This window comes from Spirillospora sp. NBC_01491, assembly GCF_036227065.1.
Classification (GTDB): Bacteria; Actinomycetota; Actinomycetes; order Streptosporangiales; family Streptosporangiaceae; genus Spirillospora; species Spirillospora xylanilytica.
This window is the reverse complement of sequence record NZ_CP109432.1, coordinates 3,921,917-3,942,972: the sequence shown is the minus strand read 5'-3', so window position 1 is coordinate 3,942,972 and position 21,056 is coordinate 3,921,917. Positions and strand designations below refer to the sequence as shown.

16 protein-coding genes and 1 pseudogene are annotated in these 21,056 nt (G+C 73.2%); 9 read left to right on the top strand and 8 right to left on the bottom strand.

Features of this window, described 5'->3' with window-relative positions:
- The first annotated feature begins 76 nt into the window (after nucleotides 1–76).
- Complete coding sequence (secA, locus tag OHA34_RS18305; RefSeq protein ID WP_285942406.1) at nucleotides 77–2,986, top strand: preprotein translocase subunit SecA; 2,910 nt, start codon at nucleotides 77–79, stop codon at nucleotides 2,984–2,986.
- A 115-nt stretch (nucleotides 2,987–3,101) separates the two neighbouring features.
- On the opposite strand, the gene OHA34_RS18300 is transcribed toward secA, so the two are convergent.
- The 3 genes from OHA34_RS18300 to OHA34_RS18290 form a co-directional block, all read right to left on the bottom strand.
- Nucleotides 3,102–3,680: an Rv3235 family protein gene (locus tag OHA34_RS18300; protein WP_329522303.1), complete on the bottom strand. Its 579-nt coding sequence runs from the start codon at nucleotides 3,678–3,680 to the stop codon at nucleotides 3,102–3,104.
- Between the two features lie 237 nt (nucleotides 3,681–3,917).
- Nucleotides 3,918–5,420: a PTS transporter subunit EIIC gene (locus OHA34_RS18295; RefSeq protein ID WP_329522302.1), complete on the bottom strand. Its 1,503-nt coding sequence runs from the start codon at nucleotides 5,418–5,420 to the stop codon at nucleotides 3,918–3,920.
- 87 nt (nucleotides 5,421–5,507) lie between these two features.
- Entirely contained in the window at nucleotides 5,508–6,248 is a 741-nt protein-coding gene (locus OHA34_RS18290) for a GntR family transcriptional regulator (RefSeq protein ID WP_285942401.1), read from the bottom strand.
- A gap of 333 nt (nucleotides 6,249–6,581) precedes the next feature.
- On the opposite strand from OHA34_RS18290, the gene nagA reads away from it, so the two are divergent.
- The 6 genes and pseudogenes from nagA (at nucleotide 6,582) to ptsP (ending at nucleotide 11,664) form a co-directional block, all read left to right on the top strand.
- Entirely contained in the window at nucleotides 6,582–7,742 is a 1,161-nt protein-coding gene (nagA, locus tag OHA34_RS18285; RefSeq protein ID WP_285942399.1) for an N-acetylglucosamine-6-phosphate deacetylase, read from the top strand.
- 71 nt (nucleotides 7,743–7,813) lie between these two features.
- Entirely contained in the window at nucleotides 7,814–8,842 is a 1,029-nt protein-coding gene (locus tag OHA34_RS18280) for an SIS domain-containing protein (RefSeq protein ID WP_329522417.1), read from the top strand.
- Between the two features lie 28 nt (nucleotides 8,843–8,870).
- Nucleotides 8,871–9,110, top strand: a pseudogene (locus OHA34_RS18275) (glucose PTS transporter subunit EIIB); the annotation flags it as partial.
- A gap of 25 nt (nucleotides 9,111–9,135) precedes the next feature.
- Nucleotides 9,136–9,585: a PTS sugar transporter subunit IIA gene (locus OHA34_RS18270; protein ID WP_285942807.1), complete on the top strand. Its 450-nt coding sequence runs from the start codon at nucleotides 9,136–9,138 to the stop codon at nucleotides 9,583–9,585.
- Between the two features lie 137 nt (nucleotides 9,586–9,722).
- A complete protein-coding gene (locus OHA34_RS18265; protein ID WP_285942397.1) occupies nucleotides 9,723–9,989 on the top strand; it encodes an HPr family phosphocarrier protein in 267 nt (88 codons plus the stop codon).
- A complete protein-coding gene (gene ptsP / locus OHA34_RS18260; protein ID WP_285942396.1) occupies nucleotides 9,982–11,664 on the top strand; it encodes a phosphoenolpyruvate--protein phosphotransferase in 1,683 nt (560 codons plus the stop codon). Before OHA34_RS18265 ends, ptsP begins: the two co-directional genes overlap by 8 nt.
- Nucleotides 11,665–11,685: 21 nt before the next feature.
- On the opposite strand, the gene OHA34_RS18255 is transcribed toward ptsP, so the two are convergent.
- From OHA34_RS18255 to OHA34_RS18240, 4 genes are all read right to left on the bottom strand, one after another.
- Nucleotides 11,686–12,174: a hypothetical protein gene (locus tag OHA34_RS18255; protein WP_329522301.1), complete on the bottom strand. Its 489-nt coding sequence runs from the start codon at nucleotides 12,172–12,174 to the stop codon at nucleotides 11,686–11,688.
- Between the two features lie 61 nt (nucleotides 12,175–12,235).
- Nucleotides 12,236–13,846, bottom strand: a complete 1,611-nt coding sequence (locus OHA34_RS18250; RefSeq protein ID WP_329522300.1) for a glycoside hydrolase family 3 protein — start codon at nucleotides 13,844–13,846, stop codon at nucleotides 12,236–12,238.
- 153 nt (nucleotides 13,847–13,999) lie between these two features.
- Entirely contained in the window at nucleotides 14,000–16,078 is a 2,079-nt protein-coding gene (locus tag OHA34_RS18245; RefSeq protein WP_329522299.1) for a transglycosylase domain-containing protein, read from the bottom strand.
- Between the two features lie 501 nt (nucleotides 16,079–16,579).
- A complete protein-coding gene (locus tag OHA34_RS18240; RefSeq protein WP_285942389.1) occupies nucleotides 16,580–17,749 on the bottom strand; it encodes an N-acetylglucosamine kinase in 1,170 nt (389 codons plus the stop codon).
- Between the two features lie 61 nt (nucleotides 17,750–17,810).
- Between OHA34_RS18240 and OHA34_RS18235 the strand changes: the two genes are divergently transcribed.
- Nucleotides 17,811–18,773 (top strand): MurR/RpiR family transcriptional regulator, encoded by a 963-nt coding sequence (locus OHA34_RS18235; protein WP_285942388.1) that lies wholly within the window; start codon nucleotides 17,811–17,813, stop codon nucleotides 18,771–18,773.
- On the top strand, nucleotides 18,770–19,666 hold the full coding sequence (locus OHA34_RS18230; protein ID WP_285942386.1) for an N-acetylmuramic acid 6-phosphate etherase: 897 nt from the start codon (nucleotides 18,770–18,772) through the stop codon (nucleotides 19,664–19,666). The genes OHA34_RS18235 and OHA34_RS18230 overlap by 4 nt, the downstream gene beginning before the upstream one ends.
- A 181-nt stretch (nucleotides 19,667–19,847) precedes the next feature.
- On the opposite strand, the gene OHA34_RS18225 is transcribed toward OHA34_RS18230, so the two are convergent.
- On the bottom strand, nucleotides 19,848–21,041 hold the full coding sequence (locus OHA34_RS18225; protein ID WP_285942385.1) for an acyl-CoA dehydrogenase family protein: 1,194 nt from the start codon (nucleotides 21,039–21,041) through the stop codon (nucleotides 19,848–19,850).
- Nucleotides 21,042–21,056 lie beyond the last annotated feature (15 nt).

Genomic DNA, 21,056 nt, shown 5'->3' with positions numbered 1-21,056 from the left:
CCTACGATGGGCATCGTACGTGTGGTGTGCGTACCGCCGGGAGCGGTGACCCACGATCTGCAAGGAGCCTCCGAGAGTGCCGCCAGTCATCGATAAGATCCTTCGTGCGGGCGAAGGTAAGATCAAGCGCAAGCTCCACAAGCTCGCGGATCAGGTCAACTCGATCGAGGAGGACTTCCTCGAGATGAGCGACGCCGAGTTGCGTGAGCTGACCGACAAGTACCGGGAGCGGATCGCCGAGGGCGAGTCCCTGGACGACCTGCTGCCCGAGGCGTTCGCCACGGTCCGCGAGGCGGCCAAGCGCGTGCTCGGGCAGCGGCCCTACGACGTCCAGCTCATGGGCGGCGCCGCACTGCACCTGGGGAACATCGCCGAGATGAAGACCGGTGAGGGCAAGACCCTCACCTGTGTGCTCCCGGCCTACCTCAACGCCCTGAGCGGCGAGGGCGTGCACGTCGTCACCGTCAACGACTACCTCGCCAAGCGCGACGCCGAGTGGATGGGCCGCGTGCACCAGTTCCTCGGGCTCGAGATCGGTGTCATCCTCCCGCAGATGACGCCGGACGAGCGCCGGGTCGCTTACAACGCCGACATCACCTATGGCACCAACAACGAGTTCGGGTTCGACTACCTGCGCGACAACATGGCCTGGAGCCTGGACGAGTGCGTCCAGCGCGGCCACAACTACGCCATCGTCGACGAGGTCGACTCGATCCTGATCGACGAGGCCCGGACGCCGCTGATCATCTCGGGCCCGGCCGAGCAGAACTCCAAGTGGTACTCGGAGTTCGCCAAGATCGTCCCGCGGCTGAAGCGGGCCGAGCTGGTCAGCACCGCCGGCCAGGTCGACGAGTACGGGCCGGGCGACTACGAGGTCAACGAGAAGAAGCGCACGGTCGGCATCACCGAGTCCGGCGTGGAGAAGGTCGAGGACTGGCTCGGCATCGACAACCTCTACGACTCGGTCAACACGCCGCTGGTCAGCTTCCTCAACAACGCGCTGAAGGCCAAGGAGCTCTACAAGCTCGACAAGGACTACGTCGTGATGAACGGCGAGGTCCTGATCGTCGACGAGTTCACCGGCCGCATCCTGCACGGGCGCCGCTACAACGAGGGCATGCACCAGGCGATCGAGGCGAAGGAGGAGGTGGCGATCAAGGACGAGAACCAGACCCTGGCCACCATCACCCTCCAGAACTTCTTCCGCCTCTACAACAAGCTCTCGGGCATGACCGGCACCGCCGACACCGAGGCCGCCGAGTTCAACAAGACCTACAAGATCGGCGTCGTGCCGATCCCGACGAACAAGCCGATGGTCCGCGAGGACGTCGCCGACGTCGTCTACAAGACCGAGCAGGCCAAGTTCGAGGCGGTCGTCGAGGACATCTCCGAGCGCCACGAGAAGGGCCAGCCGATCCTGGTCGGCACCACGTCGGTGGAGAAGTCCGAGCGGCTGTCCAGGATGCTCAAGCGGCGCGGCATCCCGCACCAGGTGCTGAACGCCAAGGCGCACGAGAAGGAGTCGGAGATCGTCGCCGAGGCCGGCCGTAAGGGCGGCGTGACCGTGGCGACCAACATGGCCGGCCGCGGCACCGACATCATGCTCGGCGGCAACCCCGACTTCCGGGCCGACCTGGAGCTGCACCAGCGGGGCCTGTCGCCGCTGGAGACGCCCGAGGAGTACGAGGCGGCCTGGCCCGAGGCGCTGGAGAAGGCGAAGGAGGCCGTCAAGGGCGAGCACGAGCAGGTCGTCGAGGCGGGCGGGCTGTACGTGCTGGCGACCGAGCGGCACGAGTCGCGGCGGATCGACAACCAGCTCCGCGGCCGGTCCGGCCGGCAGGGCGACCCGGGCGAGTCGCGGTTCTACCTGTCCCTCGAGGACGACCTGATGCGGCTGTTCAACTCCGCCCGGGTCGAGGCGATCATGTCGCGGCTGAACATCCCGGACGACGTGCCGATCGAGTCCGGCATCGTCTCCAAGGCGATCCGGTCGGCGCAGAGCCAGATCGAGCAGCAGAACTTCGAGATGCGCAAGAACGTCCTGAAGTACGACGAGGTGCTCAACCGGCAGCGCAAGGTCATCTACGGCGAGCGCCGCCAGGTGCTGGAGGGCGCCGACCTCCAGGAGCAGGTCCTCCTGATGATCGACGAGGTCGTCCAGGGCTACGTCGCGGGCGCCACCGCCGAGCGGTTCGCCGAGGAGTGGGACCTCGAGAAGCTGTGGAAGGCGTTCAAGCAGCTCTACCCGATCAAGCTGACCGTCGAGGAGCTGGTCGAGGAGGTCGGCGGCGACATCTCCGGCCTCGACGCCGAGACGCTGTCGGAGAAGATCCGCGAGGACGCCAAGGCCGCCTACGCGGCGCGCGAGGAGGAGCTCGGCGCCGACGTCGTGCGCGAGCTGGAGCGGCGCGTGGTCCTGTCGGTGCTCGACCGCAAGTGGCGCGAGCACCTGTACGAGATGGACTACCTCCAGGAGGGCATCGGCCTGCGGGCCATGGCGCAGCGCGACCCGCTGGTGGAGTACCAGCGCGAGGGCTACGACATGTTCAACGCGATGCTCGACGGCATCAAGGAGGAGTCGGTCGGCTACCTGTTCAACCTCGAGGTCGAGGTCGACGAGCAGCAGGCCGCGCCCACCGTCGGGGCCAACCCGGTGGCGCTCTCCAAGACCGCCTCCGACGACGACACGGCCGAGGCCGAGGCTGAGGCCGACACCGGCACCGAGGTCGAGGCTGAGGCCGACACCGAGGCCGACGAGGTCCCGGCCGGCGGCGAGGCCCCCACGATCCACGCCAAGGGCCTGGACGAGCCGAAGCGGCCCAAGAAGCTGGAGTACTCGGCGCCCACCGTCGACGGTGAGGGCGGCGTGGAGCTGCACAGTGAGGAGACCGAGGACGAGTACGCGGGCGTGTCCCGCAACGACCCGTGCCCCTGCGGCTCGGGCAAGAAGTTCAAGCGCTGCCACGGCGACCCGCGCGGCAAGTAGGGCGCACGCCGGGCCGAAGCGGCCTCCCGGGATCGGTTCCCGGGAGGCCGCTTCCGCGTTCACGGCCTGACGACCGGGGGCACGCCGCCGCCCTCTCGCGCCGGCCGGGCTCCCGTCACGGCCTCGCGGTGGGGAGCGCCGGTCGCCGCCGGTGTGCGGGACCGCTGGTCTCGACGGCGGTGCACCGCCATCGGCCGCGCCGGTGCTCCAGCCTGAGGGCGAGCGCCTGGACGCGGCCGTCCAGGACGAGTACCGCGCCCGTCTCGGCGCTGCCGGGGGCGGGTTCCTGGAGCCAGGTGGTCAGCACCTGGGGCGGGGCGATCCGGGCTCCGAGGGCCGTCGGAGCCCGGTGCCCGGCGAGGCCGCGGCAGACCTCCGGGAGGGCCTGGTGGGCGAGGTGGTGCGGCGTCCGCATCCCGGCGAGCACCTCGGCGACGAGCCGTACGGTCGCCTCGGCGACGGCGCGCAGGTCGGTCTCCGCCCGTTCGTCGGGCCGGACGAGGCGCAAGGGGTTGGGCCGGCGGGCGGCCGGGACGGCGGGTCTGCTGAGCGCCAGCGCCCCGTCCGTCCCATGCGCCCCGTGGGCGGCGGCGTACGGGCTCCGGGCCGGGTCCTGCGTGGTCCGGGCGGACGCCCGGGACCGGCCGGTGTAGGGGACGATGCGGACGGCCGGGTTCGTCGTGCGCTTGGGCATGGTGCCTCCAGTCATCGTGGCGGCGCCGCCGTGGGCGGCGGCGCCGATAACAGGAGGCGCGAAGGGCCGGGAAAATACGCCGGGGACCGGATGCGGACGCAGCGGTAACGCGCGCTCTGCGTTGTCCCGCCCTTTAGCGGCGCCGAATTGGGCGTCACACCGCGCACATACCCGACGTCACACCGCATTCCTATGCGCCGGCCCGGCGTGCGATTTTTCACGCGTCATCGGCAGGCACTAACCGGTGCTCGGGGTGTCCTGCGGATCGGTGGAATTGTTGCGTTTGTTCGCGGTGCCGGCCATGCTCCGGGATTCGGCGCCCGTCTCGGCACCGGTCTCGGCGTTCGTCTCGGCGCCGGCCTTCGTGCCCGCGGCCAGTTCCGGGTCGGTGACGGGATCGGCGGCGACCGACTCCTCGCCATCGGGTTCGCGGCCCGGGGTGGGGATGTTCAGCCTGCGGATCAGGAAGCTGAACATCAGGTAGTAGACCGCCGCGTAGACCAATCCCATGATGATCAGCGGCACCAGGTTCCTGGTGTTGCTCCGGGACCCGTTGATCAGCATGTCGATGGCCCCGGCGGAGAAGCTGAACCCGAGCTTCATCCCGAGCGCGTCGGCGACCGCCATCGAGATCCCGGTCAGCACCGCGTGCACGCCGAACAGGACGGGGGCGACGAAGATGAACGCGAACTCGATCGGCTCGGTGATGCCGGTGACGAACGCGGTGAGCGCGGCGGACAGCATGATGCCGCCGACGGCCGCACGGCGGTGCTTGGGCGCGGCCTGCCAGATGGCCAGCGCGGCGGCGGGCAGCGCGAACATCAGGACCGGGAAGAATCCGGTCATCGACCAGCCGGCGCCGTCCGCGCCGTTGGCATAGCAGTTGAGGTCGCCGGCGTAGCTCTTGCCGCCCACGGTGCACTCGGGGATCTGGGTCCAGACCACGTTGTTGGGGATGTGGTGCAGGCCGAGCGGCAGCAGCAGCCGGTTGATCACGCCGTAGACGCCGGCGCCGACGGTGCTGTTGTCGGCCATCCAGCCGCCGAAGCCGGTGAGCAACGTGCCGAGGAACGGCCAGACGAAGCCGAAGACCACGCCGAGCGCGAGCGAGGCGACCGCGGTGATGATCGGCACGAACCGGCGGCCCCCGAAGAAGGCCAGCCAGGTGGGCAGCTTGATCCGGTAGAAGCGCTGGTAGAGCAGGGCGGTGACGATGCCGATCACGATCCCGCCGAGGACCCGGGTGGGGTTCTGCGTGGCCAGGTCCAGGACGGTGGTGGGGGTGCCGGGATGGGCCGGGTCGAAGAGCCGCTTGCTGATCTTGGCCTTGAGGTCGTCGTCGAACCGGATGAAGAACACGTTCATGCTGACGTAGTGGAAGACCATGTAGCCGACCACCGCGGCGAGCCCGGTCGAGCCGTCCGACTTCTTGGCGAACCCCACCGCGACACCCACCGCGAACAGCAGCGGCATCCAGTCGAACAGCGCGCTGCCGGCTCCGCCGAACACCTGCGCGACCTGGTCGGCGCTGGGGTACCAGGAGCCGCCGGAGAAGCTGATCCAGTGGTCCGCGCCGGGGGCGTTGCCGAGCACGTCGGGCTGGCCCAGCCGCTGGAGCAGCCCGGCCGCGGGGAGGACGGCGATCGGCAGCATGAGGGCGCGGCCGATGCGCTGGAGCACGGCGAGGGCGGCGGACCCGCGGCGCGGCGCGGCGGGACCGGTCGCGGTGGTCGAGCTCATGTGGGGGGTTCCTCCTCGGTGACCGAAGGTGTCGGGGGCGCGTCGAGGGATCTCCGAAGGGTTGGGAGCGGCCGGAGCTCCGGGCGGTCAGGAGTGCGGCGGGGGGTCGCCGAGGGCGGTGTGGATCTGGTAGCGGTCGGCCCGGTAGGTCGACACGCCCAGTTCGGCGCAGATGCCGCTGGTGTAGGAGCGGCGTTGCAGCAGCAGCGCGGCGCTGCCGCGGGGGATCTGGAGGTGCCGGGCGTCGGCGGCGTCGGCGAGGACGGCGTCGATGGTCTGGTCGCCGGCGTCGAACACCAGCCCGTAGACGGCCTCCAGTACGCCGTACAGCGAGCGGTCGGCGAGCCGCCGGTCGAGCAGGTCGGGGGCGAGCGAGGCCAGGATGTGCGAGCGTTCGAGCGCCATCGGCTCGCCGTCGGCGGTGCGCAGCCGCTCGACCAGGTGGATCGCGGTGCCCGGCTCGACCTCGAAGACGCGGGCGAGGCGGGTGTCGGCGGCGACGGTGCGCCGGTCGAGGTCGACCGCGCCGGGCCGCAGCCCGCGGCTGAGCATGTCCTCGGTGAAGGAGACCAGCCGCAGCGGCATCTCGATCTTGGGGCGGGCGACGAAGGTGCCCTTGCCCGGCACCCGGTAGAGCCGGCCCTCGGTGACGAGCTGGTCGACGCCCTGCCGGACGGTCATGCGGGACAGCTCGTACCGCGCGCACAGCTCGCGTTCGGACGGGATCGGGGCGTCGACGGGCAGTTCCGCGCTCTCGATCAGTTCGAGCAGGATGGCACGGAGCTGGAAGTACTTCGGTACGGGGCTGTTCGGATCGATGGTCGTCACGTGGATGTCCTCGATGGCCCGGGGCCGGTGCCGGAGTGTCCGGATCGTCGTGCGCGTACTGGTCTAGGCCGGACTAGACCACAGGGGTCGAAGGCGTGTCAATGCACAGGTGAGTAACGCCGGATCGCCTGCTGGGCCGCCTCTGGAGCAGGGGGACCCACAGGTCGGGACGAGGGTCCGGCGGCCGTCCGGGCGGGATCGGGTCCCGGCGGGAAGGCCCGCGTCTTCGCTCTTCCTGTTCGGTGCAGTATGGTGCAGACTGGTCTAGTCCGGACTAGACCAGTCGCCGACCCGGCGACCTGCGGATACGGCGTCACGGAGGGTGCGCGTCCCATGGCCTCACTGCTGATCACCGCGAACAGCCTGATCACCTCGCCCGGGGGCGGTCCCGCCCGGCTCCAGGGCCCGGGCTTCGTCCGGGTGGAGAACGGCCTGATCGCCGAGGTCGGCGAGGGCCATCCCGGCGCGCGGCCGGACGTGGACCTGCCGGACGGCGTGCTCGCGCCCGGCCTGGTCGACCTCCAGGTGAACGGCTACTACGGCCACGACATGGTGGACGCCGACGCGCGCGGCTGGCACACGGTCGTGTCCCGGCTGCCCGAGACCGGCGTGACCTCGTTCCTCCCCACCTTCATCACCGCTCCCGTCCGGATCCAGGCCGAGGCGCTGCGCCGGGCCCGCGACCTGCTGCCGGGCCTGCCCGCCGGGTCGCGCGTCCTCGGCGTGCACCTGGAGGGCCCGTTCCTGGCGGAGAAGCGCAAGGGCGCGCACAACGCCGCGCACCTGACCGACCCGACGCCCGCCGCGATCGCCGCGCTGCTGGAGACCGGGCTGGTCAAGCTGGTCACCCTCGCCCCCGAGCGGGACGGCGCGCTCGACGCGATCCGCACCCTCACCGCGAACGGCGTACTGGTCAGCGTCGGCCACAGCGACGCCACCGCCGAGCAGGTCGCGGCGGCGGCGGACGCCGGGGCCCGCAAGGTCACCCACATCTTCAACGCGCAGTCCGGCGTGCACCACCGCGACCCCGGGGTCGCCGCGCAGGCGCTCGTCGACACCCGGCTGAGCCCGGGCCTGATCGTCGACCTGCACCATGTCGCGGCGCCGGTCTGCGAGCTGGTCTTCCGCGCTGCCGCCGGACGGGTCGTGCTCGTCACCGACGCCGCCGCGTCCGCGGGGATGCCGCCGGGCGGCTACGAGCTGGGCGGCGAGCCGATCACGATGCCGGCGGAGGGGCCGCCGCTGCGCGCCGACGGCACCCTCGCCGGGTCGGGGCTGCGGCTGGACGACGCGGTCGGCAACGCGGTCCGGATCGGCGTCGACCAGGTGACCGCGATCGAGGCCGCCACCCGCGTGCCCGCCGACCTGATCGGCCGGCCCGACCTCGGCCGGATCGCGCCGGGCGCCGCGGCCGACCTGGTCTGGCTCGGCCCGGGGCACCGCGCGCATGCGACCTGGATCAACGGGCAGAACGTCTTCGGAGGGGGATCATGACCACGCCGCTGAACGATCCGGCGCAGCCCGGAGGACCGGCACCGGCCGGGGCCGCGGCACCGAGCTCGCGGATGCGGGCCGAGATCGGCGAGCAGCCGGACGCGCTGCGCCGCACGATCGGGGGACTGCTGCCGCGCATGTCCGACGTCGGGCTCCTCGCCCGCGGCACCCGCCAGGTGCTGTTCATCGCACGCGGGTCGTCCGACAACGCCGCGGTGTACGGGCGGTACCTGGTGGAGTCGCACGCCGGCCGGCTGGCCACCCTCGCCGCGCCGTCGATCGCCACGACCTACCGGAGCAGGCTCGACCTGTCCGGGGTGCTGGCGGTCGCGATCAGCCAGTCCGGCAAGACCGAGGAGATCGTCGAGACGCTCGACTGGGCCAAGGACTGCGGCGCCCGCACGGTGGCGATCACCAACGGCGCCGGGTCGCCGCTGGCCGAGTCCGCCGAGGTGGCGCTGATCACCGAGGCGGGCGACGAGCTGGCGGTGCCGGCCACCAAGACCTACACCACCCAGCTCGCCGCGGTCGCGGTGCTCGGGCTCGGGCTCGGCACCGACGTCGACCGGGACGACCTGCGCCGCGCGCCGGACGAGGTGGAGCGGCTGATCGGGGTCACCGAGGCGGCCGGGGCGCTGCCGGAGATGGTCGAGGAGCTGGCCGGGGTCCCCGGCGCGGTCGTGTCCGGCCGCGGCATCGCGTTCGGCAGCGCGCTGGAGCTCGCCCTCAAGATCAAGGAGGCGTGCTACCTGCACGCCATGGGCCTGTCGTACGCCGACCTCCAGCACGGCCCGATCGCCGTCGTGGACGAGCAGACCCCCGCGCTGCTGGTCGCCGCGGGCGACGGGCCCACGCTGCCGGGTACGGTGGCGCTGGCGGAGCGGGTGCGGGGGGCGGGCGCCCGCGCGTTCGGCATCGGCGGCGGCCCCGGTCTCGCCGGGGCGTGCTCGGCCGCGCTGCCGGGCCCGGACCTGCCCGAGTGGGTCGCGCCGCTCGGCCTCATCGTCCCCGGCCAGATCCTGGTCGAGAACCTGGCTCGCAGGCTGGGCGTCGACCCCGACGTCCCGCGCGGACTCAACAAGGTCACCCAGACGAGCTGACACGGTCGGCGCGGCGAACACGGAAGAGACTGACATGGACAAGGCCGAGGCCATCGTCGCGGCACTGGGCGGCGCCGCGAACATCGTCGAGATCGAGCCGTGCGCGACGCGGCTGCGCACCGAGGTGGCGGACCCGGGCAAGGTCGACGAGGCGGGTCTCAAGGCCGCCGGGGCGTACGGCGTGATGCGCAGCGGCACGGTGGTCCAGGTGGTGGTGGGGCCCGAGGCCGACACCATCGCCACCGACATCGAGGATCTCCTCGACTGAGGCTGGGAGTCGCATCATGACGGGAGTGACGAGGGTGCTGTCGCCGGTCGCCGGCCGGGCCGTGGGCCTGGGCGGCGTGCCCGACCTGGTGTTCGCCAAGGCCATGGTCGGGCCGGGCACCGCGGTCGACCCCGAGCGCGGGCCCGGCCGGGCGATCGCCCCGGTCACCGGCAAGATCGTCAAAATGCATCCGCACGCGTTCGTCGTGGTCGACGCCGAGGAGCACGGCGTGCTGGTGCACCTCGGCGTCGACACCGTCCAGCTCAAGGGCGCCGGCTTCCGGGTGTTCGCCGCCGCCGGCGACCGGGTCATCGCGGGCCAGCCGCTGATCGGCTGGGACCCCGCGGTGATCGAGGCGGGCGGCCGGTCGCCGGTCTGCGCGGTGGTGGCGCTGGACGCGGGTTCCGACGTGCTCTCGGACGTGGTCGAGTCCGGCGCGGTGAGCAAGGGGGCCGAGCTCTTCACCTGGCGCTGACGCCGCCCGGCGGCGATGTCCGAGGCCGCGCCCCCCGGCGGCGGCCGGCCGCCCGGTGGCGGATCTGAAGGAAGTGCACGTGCTGCCGGCCCCGCGCCGCGGGCGCCCGGAGCAGATCGAGAACGAGGGAGTGTTCTGTGACCGACCGCAACGTCAAGATCGAGTCCAAGGTGGGGTTGCACGCGCGGCCGGCCGCGCTGTTCGTGCAGACCGCGGCCAGGGCCCCGATGGAGGTCACGGTCGCCAAGTCCGGCAAGGCCCCGGTCAACGCCAAGAGCATCCTGGCGGTGCTCGGGCTGGACGCCCGGCACGGCGAGCAGATCGTCATCTCCGCCGCGGGCGAGGGCGCCGACGCGCTGCTGGACGAGCTGGAGGCGCTGCTCACGGAGCCCGAGAGTGCCTGAGGTCCTGCACGGCGCCGGGGTCAGCCCCGGGGTCGGCGCCGGCCCCGTCCGGGGCATCGCCGGCGCCGTCCCCGAGCCGCCCGCCGGGTCCCGCCACGGCGGCGACGCCGAGGCCGAGAGGCGCGTCGCACTGGACGCGCTCGGCGCCGTCGCCGCCGACCTGGAGGCGCGCGGGGCGCGCGCGGCCGAGCTCGGCAACGAGGACGGCCGGGACGTGCTGAACGCGCAGGCGCTGATGGCCGGCGACCCCGAGCTCGCGGCCGGCGTCGGCGCCCGGATCGACACGGGCGTCGCGGCGGCCCGCGCGGTCCACGAGTCGTTCGGCGTCTACCGCGAGATGCTGGCCGGAGCCGGCGAGTACCTCGCGGCGCGCGTCACCGACCTCGACGACATCCGCGACCGGACGGTCGCGCGGCTGCTCGGGCTGCCAATGCCGGGCGTCCCCGAGTCGGACGAGCCGTTCGTGCTGGTCGCCCGCGATCTGGCGCCGGCCGACACCGCGGTGCTCGATCCGGCGCTGGTGGCCGCGTTCGTGACCGAGGAGGGCGGCCCGACCAGCCACACCGCGATCCTCGCCCGCACCATGGGCGTCCCCGCGGTGGTGGCGCTGCCGGGCGCGACGGGCCTCGCCGACGGCACACCCGTCCTCGTCGACGGGGCGGCCGGGACGGTGGTGGTGAACCCGACCGGCACCGAGGTCCGCGCGGCGCGCGCGGCGGCGGCGGCGCGGGCGTCCGCGCTGGCCGAGTCGACCGGACCGGGCGGCACCCGCGACGGCCACAAGGTGCCGCTGCTCGCCAACATCGGCGGCCCCAAGGACCTCGACGCCGCGCTCGCCAACGGCGCCGAGGGCGTGGGGCTCTACCGCACCGAGTTCCTCTTCCTCGACCGGTCGGCCCCGCCCACGGAGACCGAGCAGGAGGAGGCGTACCGCACGGTCCTCGAGGCGTTCCCGCGGGGCCGCGTGGTGGTCCGGGCGCTCGACGCGGGCGCCGACAAGCCGCTGGCGTTCCTGCCGCCTCCCGGCGAGGAGCCCAACCCGGCGCTCGGCGAGCGGGGGCTGCGGATGCTGCGCCGCCACCCGGACGTCCTGGACGCCCAGCTCGGCGCCCTGGCCCGCGCCGCGTCCGGTACCACCGCCAAGCTCCAGGTCATGGCGCCGATGGTCACCGACGCCGAGGAGGCCGCGTTCTTCGCGGCGGCCTGCGGCGCGGCGGGCATCGACCACCCGGGCGTGATGATCGAGGTGCCGGCGGCGGCGCTGCGCGCCCGCGACCTGGCCTCCGAGGTGGAGTTCTTCAGCCTCGGCACCAACGACCTGACCCAGTACGCCTGCGCCGCCGACCGCCAGCTCGGCGGCCTGGCCGGGTTCCAGGACGCGTGGCGGCCCGCCGTGCTCGACCTGGTCGCCAGTGCCGCGGACGCGGGCCTTCCCTGCGGCGTGTGCGGGGAGTCGGCGGGCGATCCCGCGCTGGCGTGCGTCCTGGTCGGCCTCGGCGTCACCTCGCTGTCGATGAGCGCGCCGTCGCTGCCGCTCGTCCGGGCGGCGCTGGCCCGGCACACCTTGGAGGACTGCCGTCAGGCCGCGCTGGCCGCCCGCGCGGCCCGCTCGCCGCAGGAGGCACGCGAAGCCGCGCGTACCCGCCTGCCGGCCCTGGCCGCGCTCGGGCTGTAGAGCGCCTCGCGGCCGTGCCGGTCAGACGGTGATGAGCCAGCGCGCGCCGGTCTTGCGGAGGGTGAACCCGGCCGCGAGGAGGCCGCCGGGCCGGGCGGGTTCGCCCTTCCACCGCAGGTCCTCGAAGCGGACGGTGAAGTCGTCCGGCCCGGGGCCCGCCTGCCCGGTGGGAACGGTCACGGTGCGCAGGGCGGCCCGGTCCTGGGCGCGGAGCCGGGCGCGGGCGGCGGCGAGGCCGGAGCCGCAGCCGCCGGGCTTCCCGAAGGTCGCCCGCTCGTAGGCGGGGGTGACCGAGGCGCAGACCTTGGCGTCGCCCGCGGCGACGCCGCGCAGGTAGCGGTAGAGCACCATGCGGGCGGCGCGGCTCTGCTCGGGCGGCGCGCCGGCCGGGGCGAGCGGCCGGGCGTCCCCGGGCTCGGGGGTGAGCGGCGGCATCGTCGCCCTGTCCTCGCCGCCGCACGCGGTGAGGGCGAGGAGCAGGGCGAGGACGGCGAGGGACGGGCGGACCACGGGACCTCCCGGGGGACGAAGGCGCCGCGATTTTCTCAGGATCCGGGCGGCCCGTCCATGGTCACCCGTAGTTCAGGCCGTGCCCGGCGCGCTCGCCGCCCGCGTTCACCGGCAGCCTCCCGGTCGGCTTCACCCGTCCGGCCAGCACCTCGGCGAGGGCCGTGACCGAGACGGCGCCCGAAGAGTAGGTGGCCAGCGCAGCCTTGGCGGCGCCCGCGCCGTCGAGGTCGTAGGGGCTGCCGAGGGCGGCGACCACCACCGGCTTGGCCCCGAGGGCGCGGACCCGGGCCGCGGTCGCCGATCCGGCGTCGAGCGTGGTCAGCACTGCCGCGTCCGCCGCCGTCAGGCTGGTGGTGGTGCGGACGCCCGCGCGGCCGAGGTCGGCCGCGAGGCGCGCGCTCTTGGGGCCGCTGACGTAGACCTTCCTGCCCTTGAAGGGGAGCAGGCCGCCGTCGTTGCGGACGAGTGTGACGGCGCGCTCGGCGACCATCCGGGCGGTGGCCTTGTGGGCGGCGGTGCCGACGGACGCCGCCGCGCGGGCCGGGTCGGCGCGGGTGCCGCGGAACAGGCCGCGCGCCTCCTTGAGCCGCAGGACGCGCCCGACGGCCTCGTCCAGCCGCTTCTGGGGGATCGTGCCGCTGCGCACCGCGGCGAGCACCGCCTGGTGGGCGCGCGGCAGGTTCGGCGGCATGAGGAGCTGGTCGGCGCCCGCGTTGATCGCCCGCACCGGGGTGGCGGCGTCGCCGTACTTGCGCCGCGCGCCGGCCATCTCCAGCGAGTCGGTGATGATCACGCCCTGGTAGCCGAGGCTTCCGCGCAGCAGCCCGGTCAGCACGGTTCTGGACAGGGTGGACGGGTCGCCGGAGCGGTCCAGCTTGGGCACCACGATGTGCGCCGACATGATCGAGTCGACGCCGGCCGCGATCGCGGCCTTGAACGGGGGCGCGTCCAGCCGCTCCCAGGTCCGCCGGGAGTGCTGGATCACCGGGAGCCCGGTGTGGCTGTCGGTGCCGGTGTCGCCGTGCCCGGGGAAGTGCTTGGCGGTGGCGGCGACGCCCGCGTCCTGGTATCCGGCGATCGCGCCGCGCAGCAGCTGCGACACCTGGCCGGGATCGGAGCCGAACGACCGCACGCCGATCACCGGGTTGGCCGGATCGAGGTTGACGTCGGCGACCGGCGCGTAGTCCTGGTTGATCCCGATGGCGCGCAGCTCGGCGCCGGTCACCTTCGCGGCGGCCCGCGCGGCGGCGGGGTCGCGGGTGGCGCCGAGCGCCATGTTGCCGGGGAAGCGGGTGATGAACGGGGTGCGCGAGACGATGCCCTGCTCCTCGTCCACGCCGAGCAGCAGCGGGACCTTCGAGCTCTTCTGGATCGCGTTGGACTGGGCGGCGGTCTGCTCGGGCGTGCGCATGTTGCCCGGGAAGTAGATCAGCCCGCCCACGTGGTAACGCTTGACCAGCGAGATCGCGTCGGCCCGGCTGGAGAAGGTCGGGACGAACAGCTGGCCGACCTTCTCCGCCGGGCTCATCTTGGCCACGAACCCCGGGATCCACGCGCCCTTCGGCACGGCCGGGCTCGGGGAGCCGGCGGTGCCGGCCGACCCGCCCTTGGCGGTCGCGCCCGGCTCGCCCTTGCCGCCCTTGGTACCGCCTCCGCACCCGGCCAGCGGCATGACGAGGACCGCCGCCGCGACGAGCGCGAGCGGACGTGAGGCGCGTGGCGGACCCGGTCCCCCGGCAGGGCCGCCGTTACTTCTCCGTGATCTGATCTCGCGACGGTATCCGTTCGCGGATGTCATGTCGACCCGCGGTGTCCCGCACCGCCTTCACCGCCCGTCGGACCCGGGCTCAGAGGTGGCCGCGCGTTGGCGACCGGGGCCGGTCTGGGGCTTGGGAGTAGCCGGGACGGGTTCGCCCGGGGGATGAGCACCCAGGACGGGGCCGCCCGGGTTGGACGTGCCCGGCGTGGGGGCGCCCGGCGTGGACGCGCCCGGCGTGGGGCCGTCCGGGGTGGGCGCGTCAGGCGTGGGGAGGGCGCCCCAGTCGCCGGCGACGCCGCTGAATCCGGGCGTCGGGAAGTCCTTCCGCGGCATGTCGCGGGTGACCTTCTCCATGAACGAGTGCCAGACGCTCGACGGCAGGTTCTCCCCGGCGACCGTGCCGGAGAACCCGGGCAGGTTCTTGAGTGGCTTCTGGGCGGTGTTGGCCATCATCACGGCGGCCGAGAGTTGCGGAACGTACCCGACGAACCAGGCCGCGTGGTTGTGGTCGGTCGTCCCGGTCTTGCCGGCCGCCTCGCGATCGCTGAGCGCCGCCCGCCGCCCGGTCCCCTCGCGGACCGTGGCACGAAGCGCGTAGGACGTCTGCGCGGCCTGCTCCTGGGTGAGCACCCGGCGGCCCGGCTTCGTCCAGGGCAGCGGCACCGTCCGCCCGCGTTTGTCGACGATCTTCGTGATGAGGTGCGGCGTGACGGCCGTGCCGCCGTTGGCGAAGGCCGCGTACCCGGCCGCCTGGTTCACCGCCGGGACGTTGGCGATGCCGAGCGCGATCCCGACCTGGCCCTTGAACGGGCGGAGCGCCGGCTCGGGGACGCCGAGATCCTGCGCGGTCCGCAGCACGTTCGCGACGCCCGCCTCGAACGCCAGCTTCACGTACCCGGTGTTGACCGACAGCGCGGTGGCCTTCACCAGGTCGATCACCCCGAGCGAGCCGATCTCCTCGTCGTTGTCGACCTCGTAGCCCGGCGCGGTCTGCGGAGTGATGCTGCCGTCAGGGGCGAACTTCTGCGGGGACCGCCCGTTCACCCTCGACCTGACGTTGTAGCCGCGGCGCAGCGCGGCGGCCAGCACGTACGGCTTGAAGGTGGACGCCGCCTGCGCCACCGGGTTGAAGACCGCGTCGTACTGGCTGCGCGCCGGGTCGCCCCCGTAGAACGCCTTGACCGCGCCGTCCTGAGGGTCGACCGCGATCAGCCCGCCGCGGATGCCGGTCGGCCAGTCGGGCTCGCGGACCTTGCGCATGGCCTGCTCGGCGTAGCCCATCCAGCGCCGGTCCAGCCCGGTGTAGATCTTCAGGCCACCGTTGACCGCGCTGTCCATCGGGATGCCGAGCTGCCGCAGCTCCTCCTGGACCCGCTGCCTGACCAGCAGCGACTGGCCGGACACGTCCACCCCGCGCCACTCGTCCAGGGTGCGGGGGAACCGCTGCCGCGCGGCCTCGTCCCGGGACAGCCGGCCCATGGCCACCATGCCGTCCAGGACGTACCGCCAGCGCGCCCGCAGCGCGCGGGCGGGCGCGTCGCCGCCCCGGGTCTTGAAGTAGGTCGGCTGCTGGATCATCGCGGCGAGCACCGCGCCCTCCGCGACGGTGAGCTGCCAGACGTCCTTGTCGAAGTAGGCGCGGGCGGCGGCCTGGACGCCGGAGGTCTGCCGGCCGAAGAAGATGGTGTTCAGGTACAGGTCGAGGATGTCGTCCTTGTCGCGGTGCCGGGCCAGCTTCAGCGAGATGAAGATCTCCTTGAACTTGCGGCCCGCGGAGCGGTCCCGACTGAGCCCCTTGAAGTAGTTGCGGGCGAGCTGCTGCGTGATCGTCGAACCGCCCTGGACGTCGCCGCCCGAGGCGTTGTTCAGCAGTGCGCGGACGGTTCCGGTGGGGGAGACCCCGTGGCCCGCGTAGAAGCCCCGGTCCTCGGCGGCGAGCACCGCCCAGCGGACGTGGGCGGGGATCTGCGCGTGCCGGACGATCTCGCGGTTGGCGCCGAGCCGGAAGATGGGCGTCCGGCCGTCGCCGTAGTAGACCGCCGAGCCCTGGTCGGTGACGCCGTCCTGCGGCTCGTTCGGCAGCGGCGTGCGCACGTAGGCGACGCCCACGCACACGCTCGCCGCCATGACGACTGCGACGATCATGATGAGGACGAGCCGGAGGCGCCGCCGCCGGGCCGGGTTCTTCCGCCGGTCCGGGTTCTTCCGGCGGCGCGGCATGGGGATGAGACGGGAGGCGCGAGCGAAGCGCGGCAGGCGGGAGCGGGCAGGCCTGTGACGGCCCGCCTCTGGGGCGGAGTGCATGCGACCTCGAAGACGTGGAGTGCGGACTCGGTCTTCGTCCGGGTGTGCTGGGGCGTGCCGGGGGGAGCGATGGGAGTCCCGGGGACGCCTGATCGGCCCGCCGATAGGGGAGGGGGCCCAAGCTGGACGGACGATGCTGCGTTGAAACGCAGTCGAAACAGCACATGCCACGCCTGTGGCCGGTGGTCCCGGCGGAGCGCGGCCCAGAGGGCCGGTCCGACGGTTCTCGATCCACCGTGATCACACCTTAGTCACGATGGACCGGGTCAACGCAACCGAAACGGCCGAAACGGCCGAAGCCGGGGAGGCAGGGAGGTGGGGAACGGTCGAGAGGAGGGGGCGTCAGTCGGGCAGGGGGAAGCCGAGACGGCGCAGCGCCAGTCCGGCCGCGCCCACGGCGCCGTCCCCCGCGCGGCGCGGGGGCGTGGCGAACCGGTCGCTGAGCCCGGTCCGGACGGCCTCGGCGACCGGCCCGTCCCGCAGGACCGAGCCGTGCATGACCACCGGGGCGGACGGGTCGGTGAGGGCCGGGCGGACGGCGTCGACGTCGCGGAGCAGCCACTCGGCGGCCTCGTCGGTGATCCGCCGGGCCACCGGGTCGCCGGCGGTCGCCGCCGCCGCGACCACCGGGCCGAGCCGGCCGAGCGCCGCGGGCGGCCGGCCGTACACCTCCTTGATGATCGCCTGGGCGAGCTGCGGGTTGGGCGGCGGCCCGGAGATCGGCTCGTGCTGGGCCGCGCGGTCCAGTGACTCCCCGGCGGGCGGGCGGGCCGCCCCCGGGATCAGCACCGCGGTGCCCGTCCCGCCGCCCTGGGGCGGGACGCCGGGCGTGAGGACGGGGGAGCCGGGTGCCAGCGAAGGGGCGCCGGCCAAGGCCAGCGCCCGGTGGTGCCGGTGCCGGCGCGGTCCGGTGTCGATCTCGGCGACGACCGCGCCGCCGAGCAGCGCGCGGGGGACCGACTCGGTGAGCAGGGTGGGGGAGCCGCGCCCGTCGTAGGCGGCGAGCGCGGCCCGGACCGCCTCCCGTCCGAGCCACACCGCCGAGCCCTCGTCGCCGACCAGCCAGCCGTAGCCGTCGGCGCGCTGGACGATGGCGCCGTCACTGATCACCGCGGCGCCGGCGCCGGTGCCGGAGAACACCACGATGCCCTTGGGCTCGCTGGTCCCGGCGGCGAACGCCACCGCGATGTCGGTCACCACCGCCGGGGCCCCGTGCAGCCCGGCGGAGTGCCACGCCCGCCGCGCGCCCGCGACCGCGGCGGGCCGTCCCGCCGAGCCCGCACCGGCGATCCCGAACACGCCGGTGAGCACATGGGAACGATCCAAGTCACCGAGCGCCTCCCGCAGGGCGGTGGTCAGCGCCCCGGCGGTGTCACCCCCAGAGTTGGGGTTGGCCCCGGGGCCGGTGCCGGTGCCGGCCAGGGCTCCCCCGAGCGTCAGTACGACACAGCGGGTCTTCGTGCCACCCGCGTCAATACCGACCACGTACGGACCGGCCAAATGGGTCAACACATGGCGACCGTAGCCTTTTCTACCGTTGACGTGACATCCTCGAAGTAAGAAAATTTCTTCCATGAGGAAACCCACCGGCCCCGATCCGGGGAGCACAGGGGAGCCCGGTGCGCCCAGGGACGACGCGGCGCCCAAGGAGCCGACGCCGCTGAGCACCGTGGTACGGGTGCGCTCGCTGCTGCCATCCCTGCCCCCCGCTGAGCGGCGTGTCGCCCAGCGTGTCATCGACGACCCCGAAGGGGTCGCCAACTCGACCATCACCGAACTCGCCCAGAACTGCGGCACCTCCGAGACCACCGTCATCAGGTTCTGTCGGGCGATCGGGTTCCATGGTTACCCCGAACTGCGGCTGACCCTGGCCACCGAGGCGGGCCGGGCGCAGAGCGCCAGCGGCGGACGGGTCATCGGCAGCGACATCAGCCCCGACGACTCACTCGAGCAGATCGTGGAGAAGGTGTGTTTCGCCGACGCGCGGGCCGTGGAGGAGACCGCGGCCCAGCTCGACATCAAGATGCTGGAGCAGGTCGTCGACGCCATCGTCGCCGCCGAACGCGTCGACGTCTACGGGGTCGGCGCGAGCGCCCACGTGGCGGCCGACTTCCAGCAGAAGCTGCACCGCATCGGCCGGGTCTGCTCGGCCTGGTCGGACGCCCACATCATGCTGACCAGCGCCGCGGTGCTGGGCCACGGTGACGTGGCGATCGGCATCTCCCACACCGGCGCGACCGTCGAGACCATCGACGCCCTCGAAGTGGCCAGGAGCCGCGGCGTGACGACCGTCGCCCTGACCAACTTCCCCAAGTCGCCCATCGCCGAGGTGGCCGACCTCATCCTGACCACCGCGGCACGGGAGACCACCTTCCGATCCGGCGCGACCGCCAGCCGGCTCGCGCAGCTCACCGTGGTCGACTGTGTGTTCGTCGGCGTCGCGCAGCGCACCTACGCGCCGACCCGCAAGGCCCTGGAAGCCACTTTCGAGGCGGTCCGCGGCAGGACCGTGCGACCCGACCGGAGGCGTCGGTGATCGACTGCGAGCTCCCCACCGAGGGCCGCAACCCGCGGACCCTCGACGTCGACACGCTGCCCACCATCGAAGTACTCCGCCGGATCAACAGCGAGGACGCCACCGTCCCGACGGTCGTGGCGGCCGTCCTGCCGGAGATCGCGCGCCTGGTCGACCTAGCCGTCGACTCGCTGCGCGCCGGCGGCCGGGTGCACTACTTCGGGGCCGGCACCTCGGGACGGCTCGCGGTGCTCGACGCCGCCGAACTGCCCCCCACGTTCGGCATCTGGGGCCGGGTCGTCGCCCACCAGGCGGGCGGCTTCGGCGCGCTCTCGCAGGCCGTCTCCGACGTCGAGGACGACACCGACCTCGGCGCCGCCGACGCCGCCGAAGTACGGCCCGGCGACATCGCCGTCGGCATCGCCGCCAGCGGCCGGACCCCCTACGTGCTGGGCGCCCTGCGCGCCTCCGCCGCCGCCGGGGCCCGCACCGCGCTGATCAGCTGCAACCCGCGCACACCGCACCGGGACGAGGTGGAGGTGCACATCGGGCTCGCCACCGGACCCGAAGTGATCAGCGGATCCACCCGGATGAAGGCCGGCACCGCCACCAAGCTGGTGCTCAACTCGTTCTCCACCACCCTGATGATCAGGATGGGCCGCACCTACTCCAACCTGATGGTCAGCGTCAACGCCCTCAACGCCAAGCTGCGCGCCCGGCTGGTGCGCATCCTCACCGAGGCGACCGGCATGGACGCCCGCACCTGCGAACACGCCCTCGCCGAAGCCGGAGGGAACACCCGGGTCGCCCTGGTCTCCCTCCTCGGCGAAGTCCCCGCCGCCCGCGCGACCATCGTCCTCGAAGAAACCGACGGCGGCGTCCGAGAAGCCCTCCAAAGACTCCGTTCTGCTTGACCTGGGGGGGCGACCCCCCAGACCCCCCGGGGCGGGCCGAACGTCCTTGCTTCGCTGCGGACGTTCGGCCCGTTGGGGGGCGCGCCCCCCAAGCCCCCGCTTGGGGGTTCCCCCCTAACCCCCCCTCTGCGGGCTGAGGTTCACCCAAACCCGCTGCGGGTTGGGGTTCCGTTCGAGGGGGTCATTCGTACTTGCGGAGTTCCTGGCGGGCCACGGTGCGGACGTGGACCTCGTCCGGGCCGTCGAAGATGCGCATGGCCCGGACCCAGGCGTACATGGCGGCCAGGGGAGTGTCGTCGGAGACGCCGGCGCCGCCGTGGATCTGGATGGCGCGGTCCAGGACCTCGTGCGCGATCCTCGGGACCACCACCTTGATGGCGGCGATCTCGGAGCGGGCGCCTCTCGCGCCGTCGCGGTCGATGAGCCAGGCGGTCTTGAGGGTGAGGAGGCGGGCCTGCTCGATCGCCATGCGCGACTCGGCGATCTGCTCGCGGACGACGCCCTGGGCGGCCAGGGGGCGGCCGAAGGCGACCCGGTCGGCGGCGCGGCGGCACATCAGCTCCAGGGCGCGTTCGGCCATGCCCAGGGCGCGCATGCAGTGGTGGATGCGGCCGGGGCCCAGGCGGGCTTGGGCGATCATGAAGCCGTCGCCCTCGGCGGCGATCAGGTTGGTCACCGGGACGCGGACGTCCTCGAAAAGGATCTCCGAGTGGCCGTGCTGGTCCTGGTAGCCGAAGACGGGGAGGTGGCGCAGCACCGTCACGCCGGGCGTGTCGCGGGGGACCAGGACCTGGGACTGCTGGCGGTGCGCGGGGGCGTCCGGGTCGGTCTTGCCCATCACGATGAAGATCTTGCAGCGCTCGTCGGCGGCGCCGGTGATCCACCACTTGCGGCCGTTGATCACGTACTCGTCGCCGTCGCGGACGATCCTGGTGGTGATGTTGGTGGCGTCCGAGGAGGCCACCTCCGGCTCGGTCATCGCGAACGAGGAGCGGATCTCGCCGTTCAGCAGCGGGGTGAGCCAGCGGTCCTTCTGCGCGCCGGTCCCGAACATGTGCAGGACTTCCATGTTCCCGGTGTCGGGGGCGGCGCAGTTGACCGCCTCGGGCGCCAGGTCGGGGGAGCGGCCCGTCAGCTCGGCCAGCGTGGCGTACTCCAGGTTGGACAGCCCGGAGACGTCCGGCAGGAAGAGGTTCCACAGGCCGCGCCGCCGCGCCTCGGCCTTGAGGTCCTCGACGACGGGCGGCAGGGCGTGCGGGTCGTGCTCCGCCCGCCAGGCCGTGTAGACCGGCTCGGCCGGGTACACGTGCCCGTCCATGAACTCCTGCAGTCTTCCCTGGTAGTCCCGTGCTTTCGGGCTCAGTTCGAAGTCCATGGCGGCCAGTTTGGC

Coding starts and splice junctions, on each gene's coding strand:
- OHA34_RS18300 (WP_329522303.1), bottom strand. CDS start 3,680: ATGCCCAAGCGCACGACGAACCCGGCCGTCCGCATCGTCCCCTACACC.
- OHA34_RS18295 (WP_329522302.1), bottom strand. CDS start 5,420: ATGAGCTCGACCACCGCGACCGGTCCCGCCGCGCCGCGCCGCGGGTCC.
- nagA (WP_285942399.1), top strand. CDS start 6,582: ATGGCCTCACTGCTGATCACCGCGAACAGCCTGATCACCTCGCCCGGG.
- OHA34_RS18280 (WP_329522417.1), top strand. CDS start 7,814: ATGCGGGCCGAGATCGGCGAGCAGCCGGACGCGCTGCGCCGCACGATC.
- OHA34_RS18250 (WP_329522300.1), bottom strand. CDS start 13,846: ATGCCGCTGGCCGGGTGCGGAGGCGGTACCAAGGGCGGCAAGGGCGAG.
- OHA34_RS18245 (WP_329522299.1), bottom strand. CDS start 16,078: ATGATCGTCGCAGTCGTCATGGCGGCGAGCGTGTGCGTGGGCGTCGCC.
- OHA34_RS18235 (WP_285942388.1), top strand. CDS start 17,811: ATGAGGAAACCCACCGGCCCCGATCCGGGGAGCACAGGGGAGCCCGGT.
- OHA34_RS18225 (WP_285942385.1), bottom strand. CDS start 21,041: ATGGACTTCGAACTGAGCCCGAAAGCACGGGACTACCAGGGAAGACTG.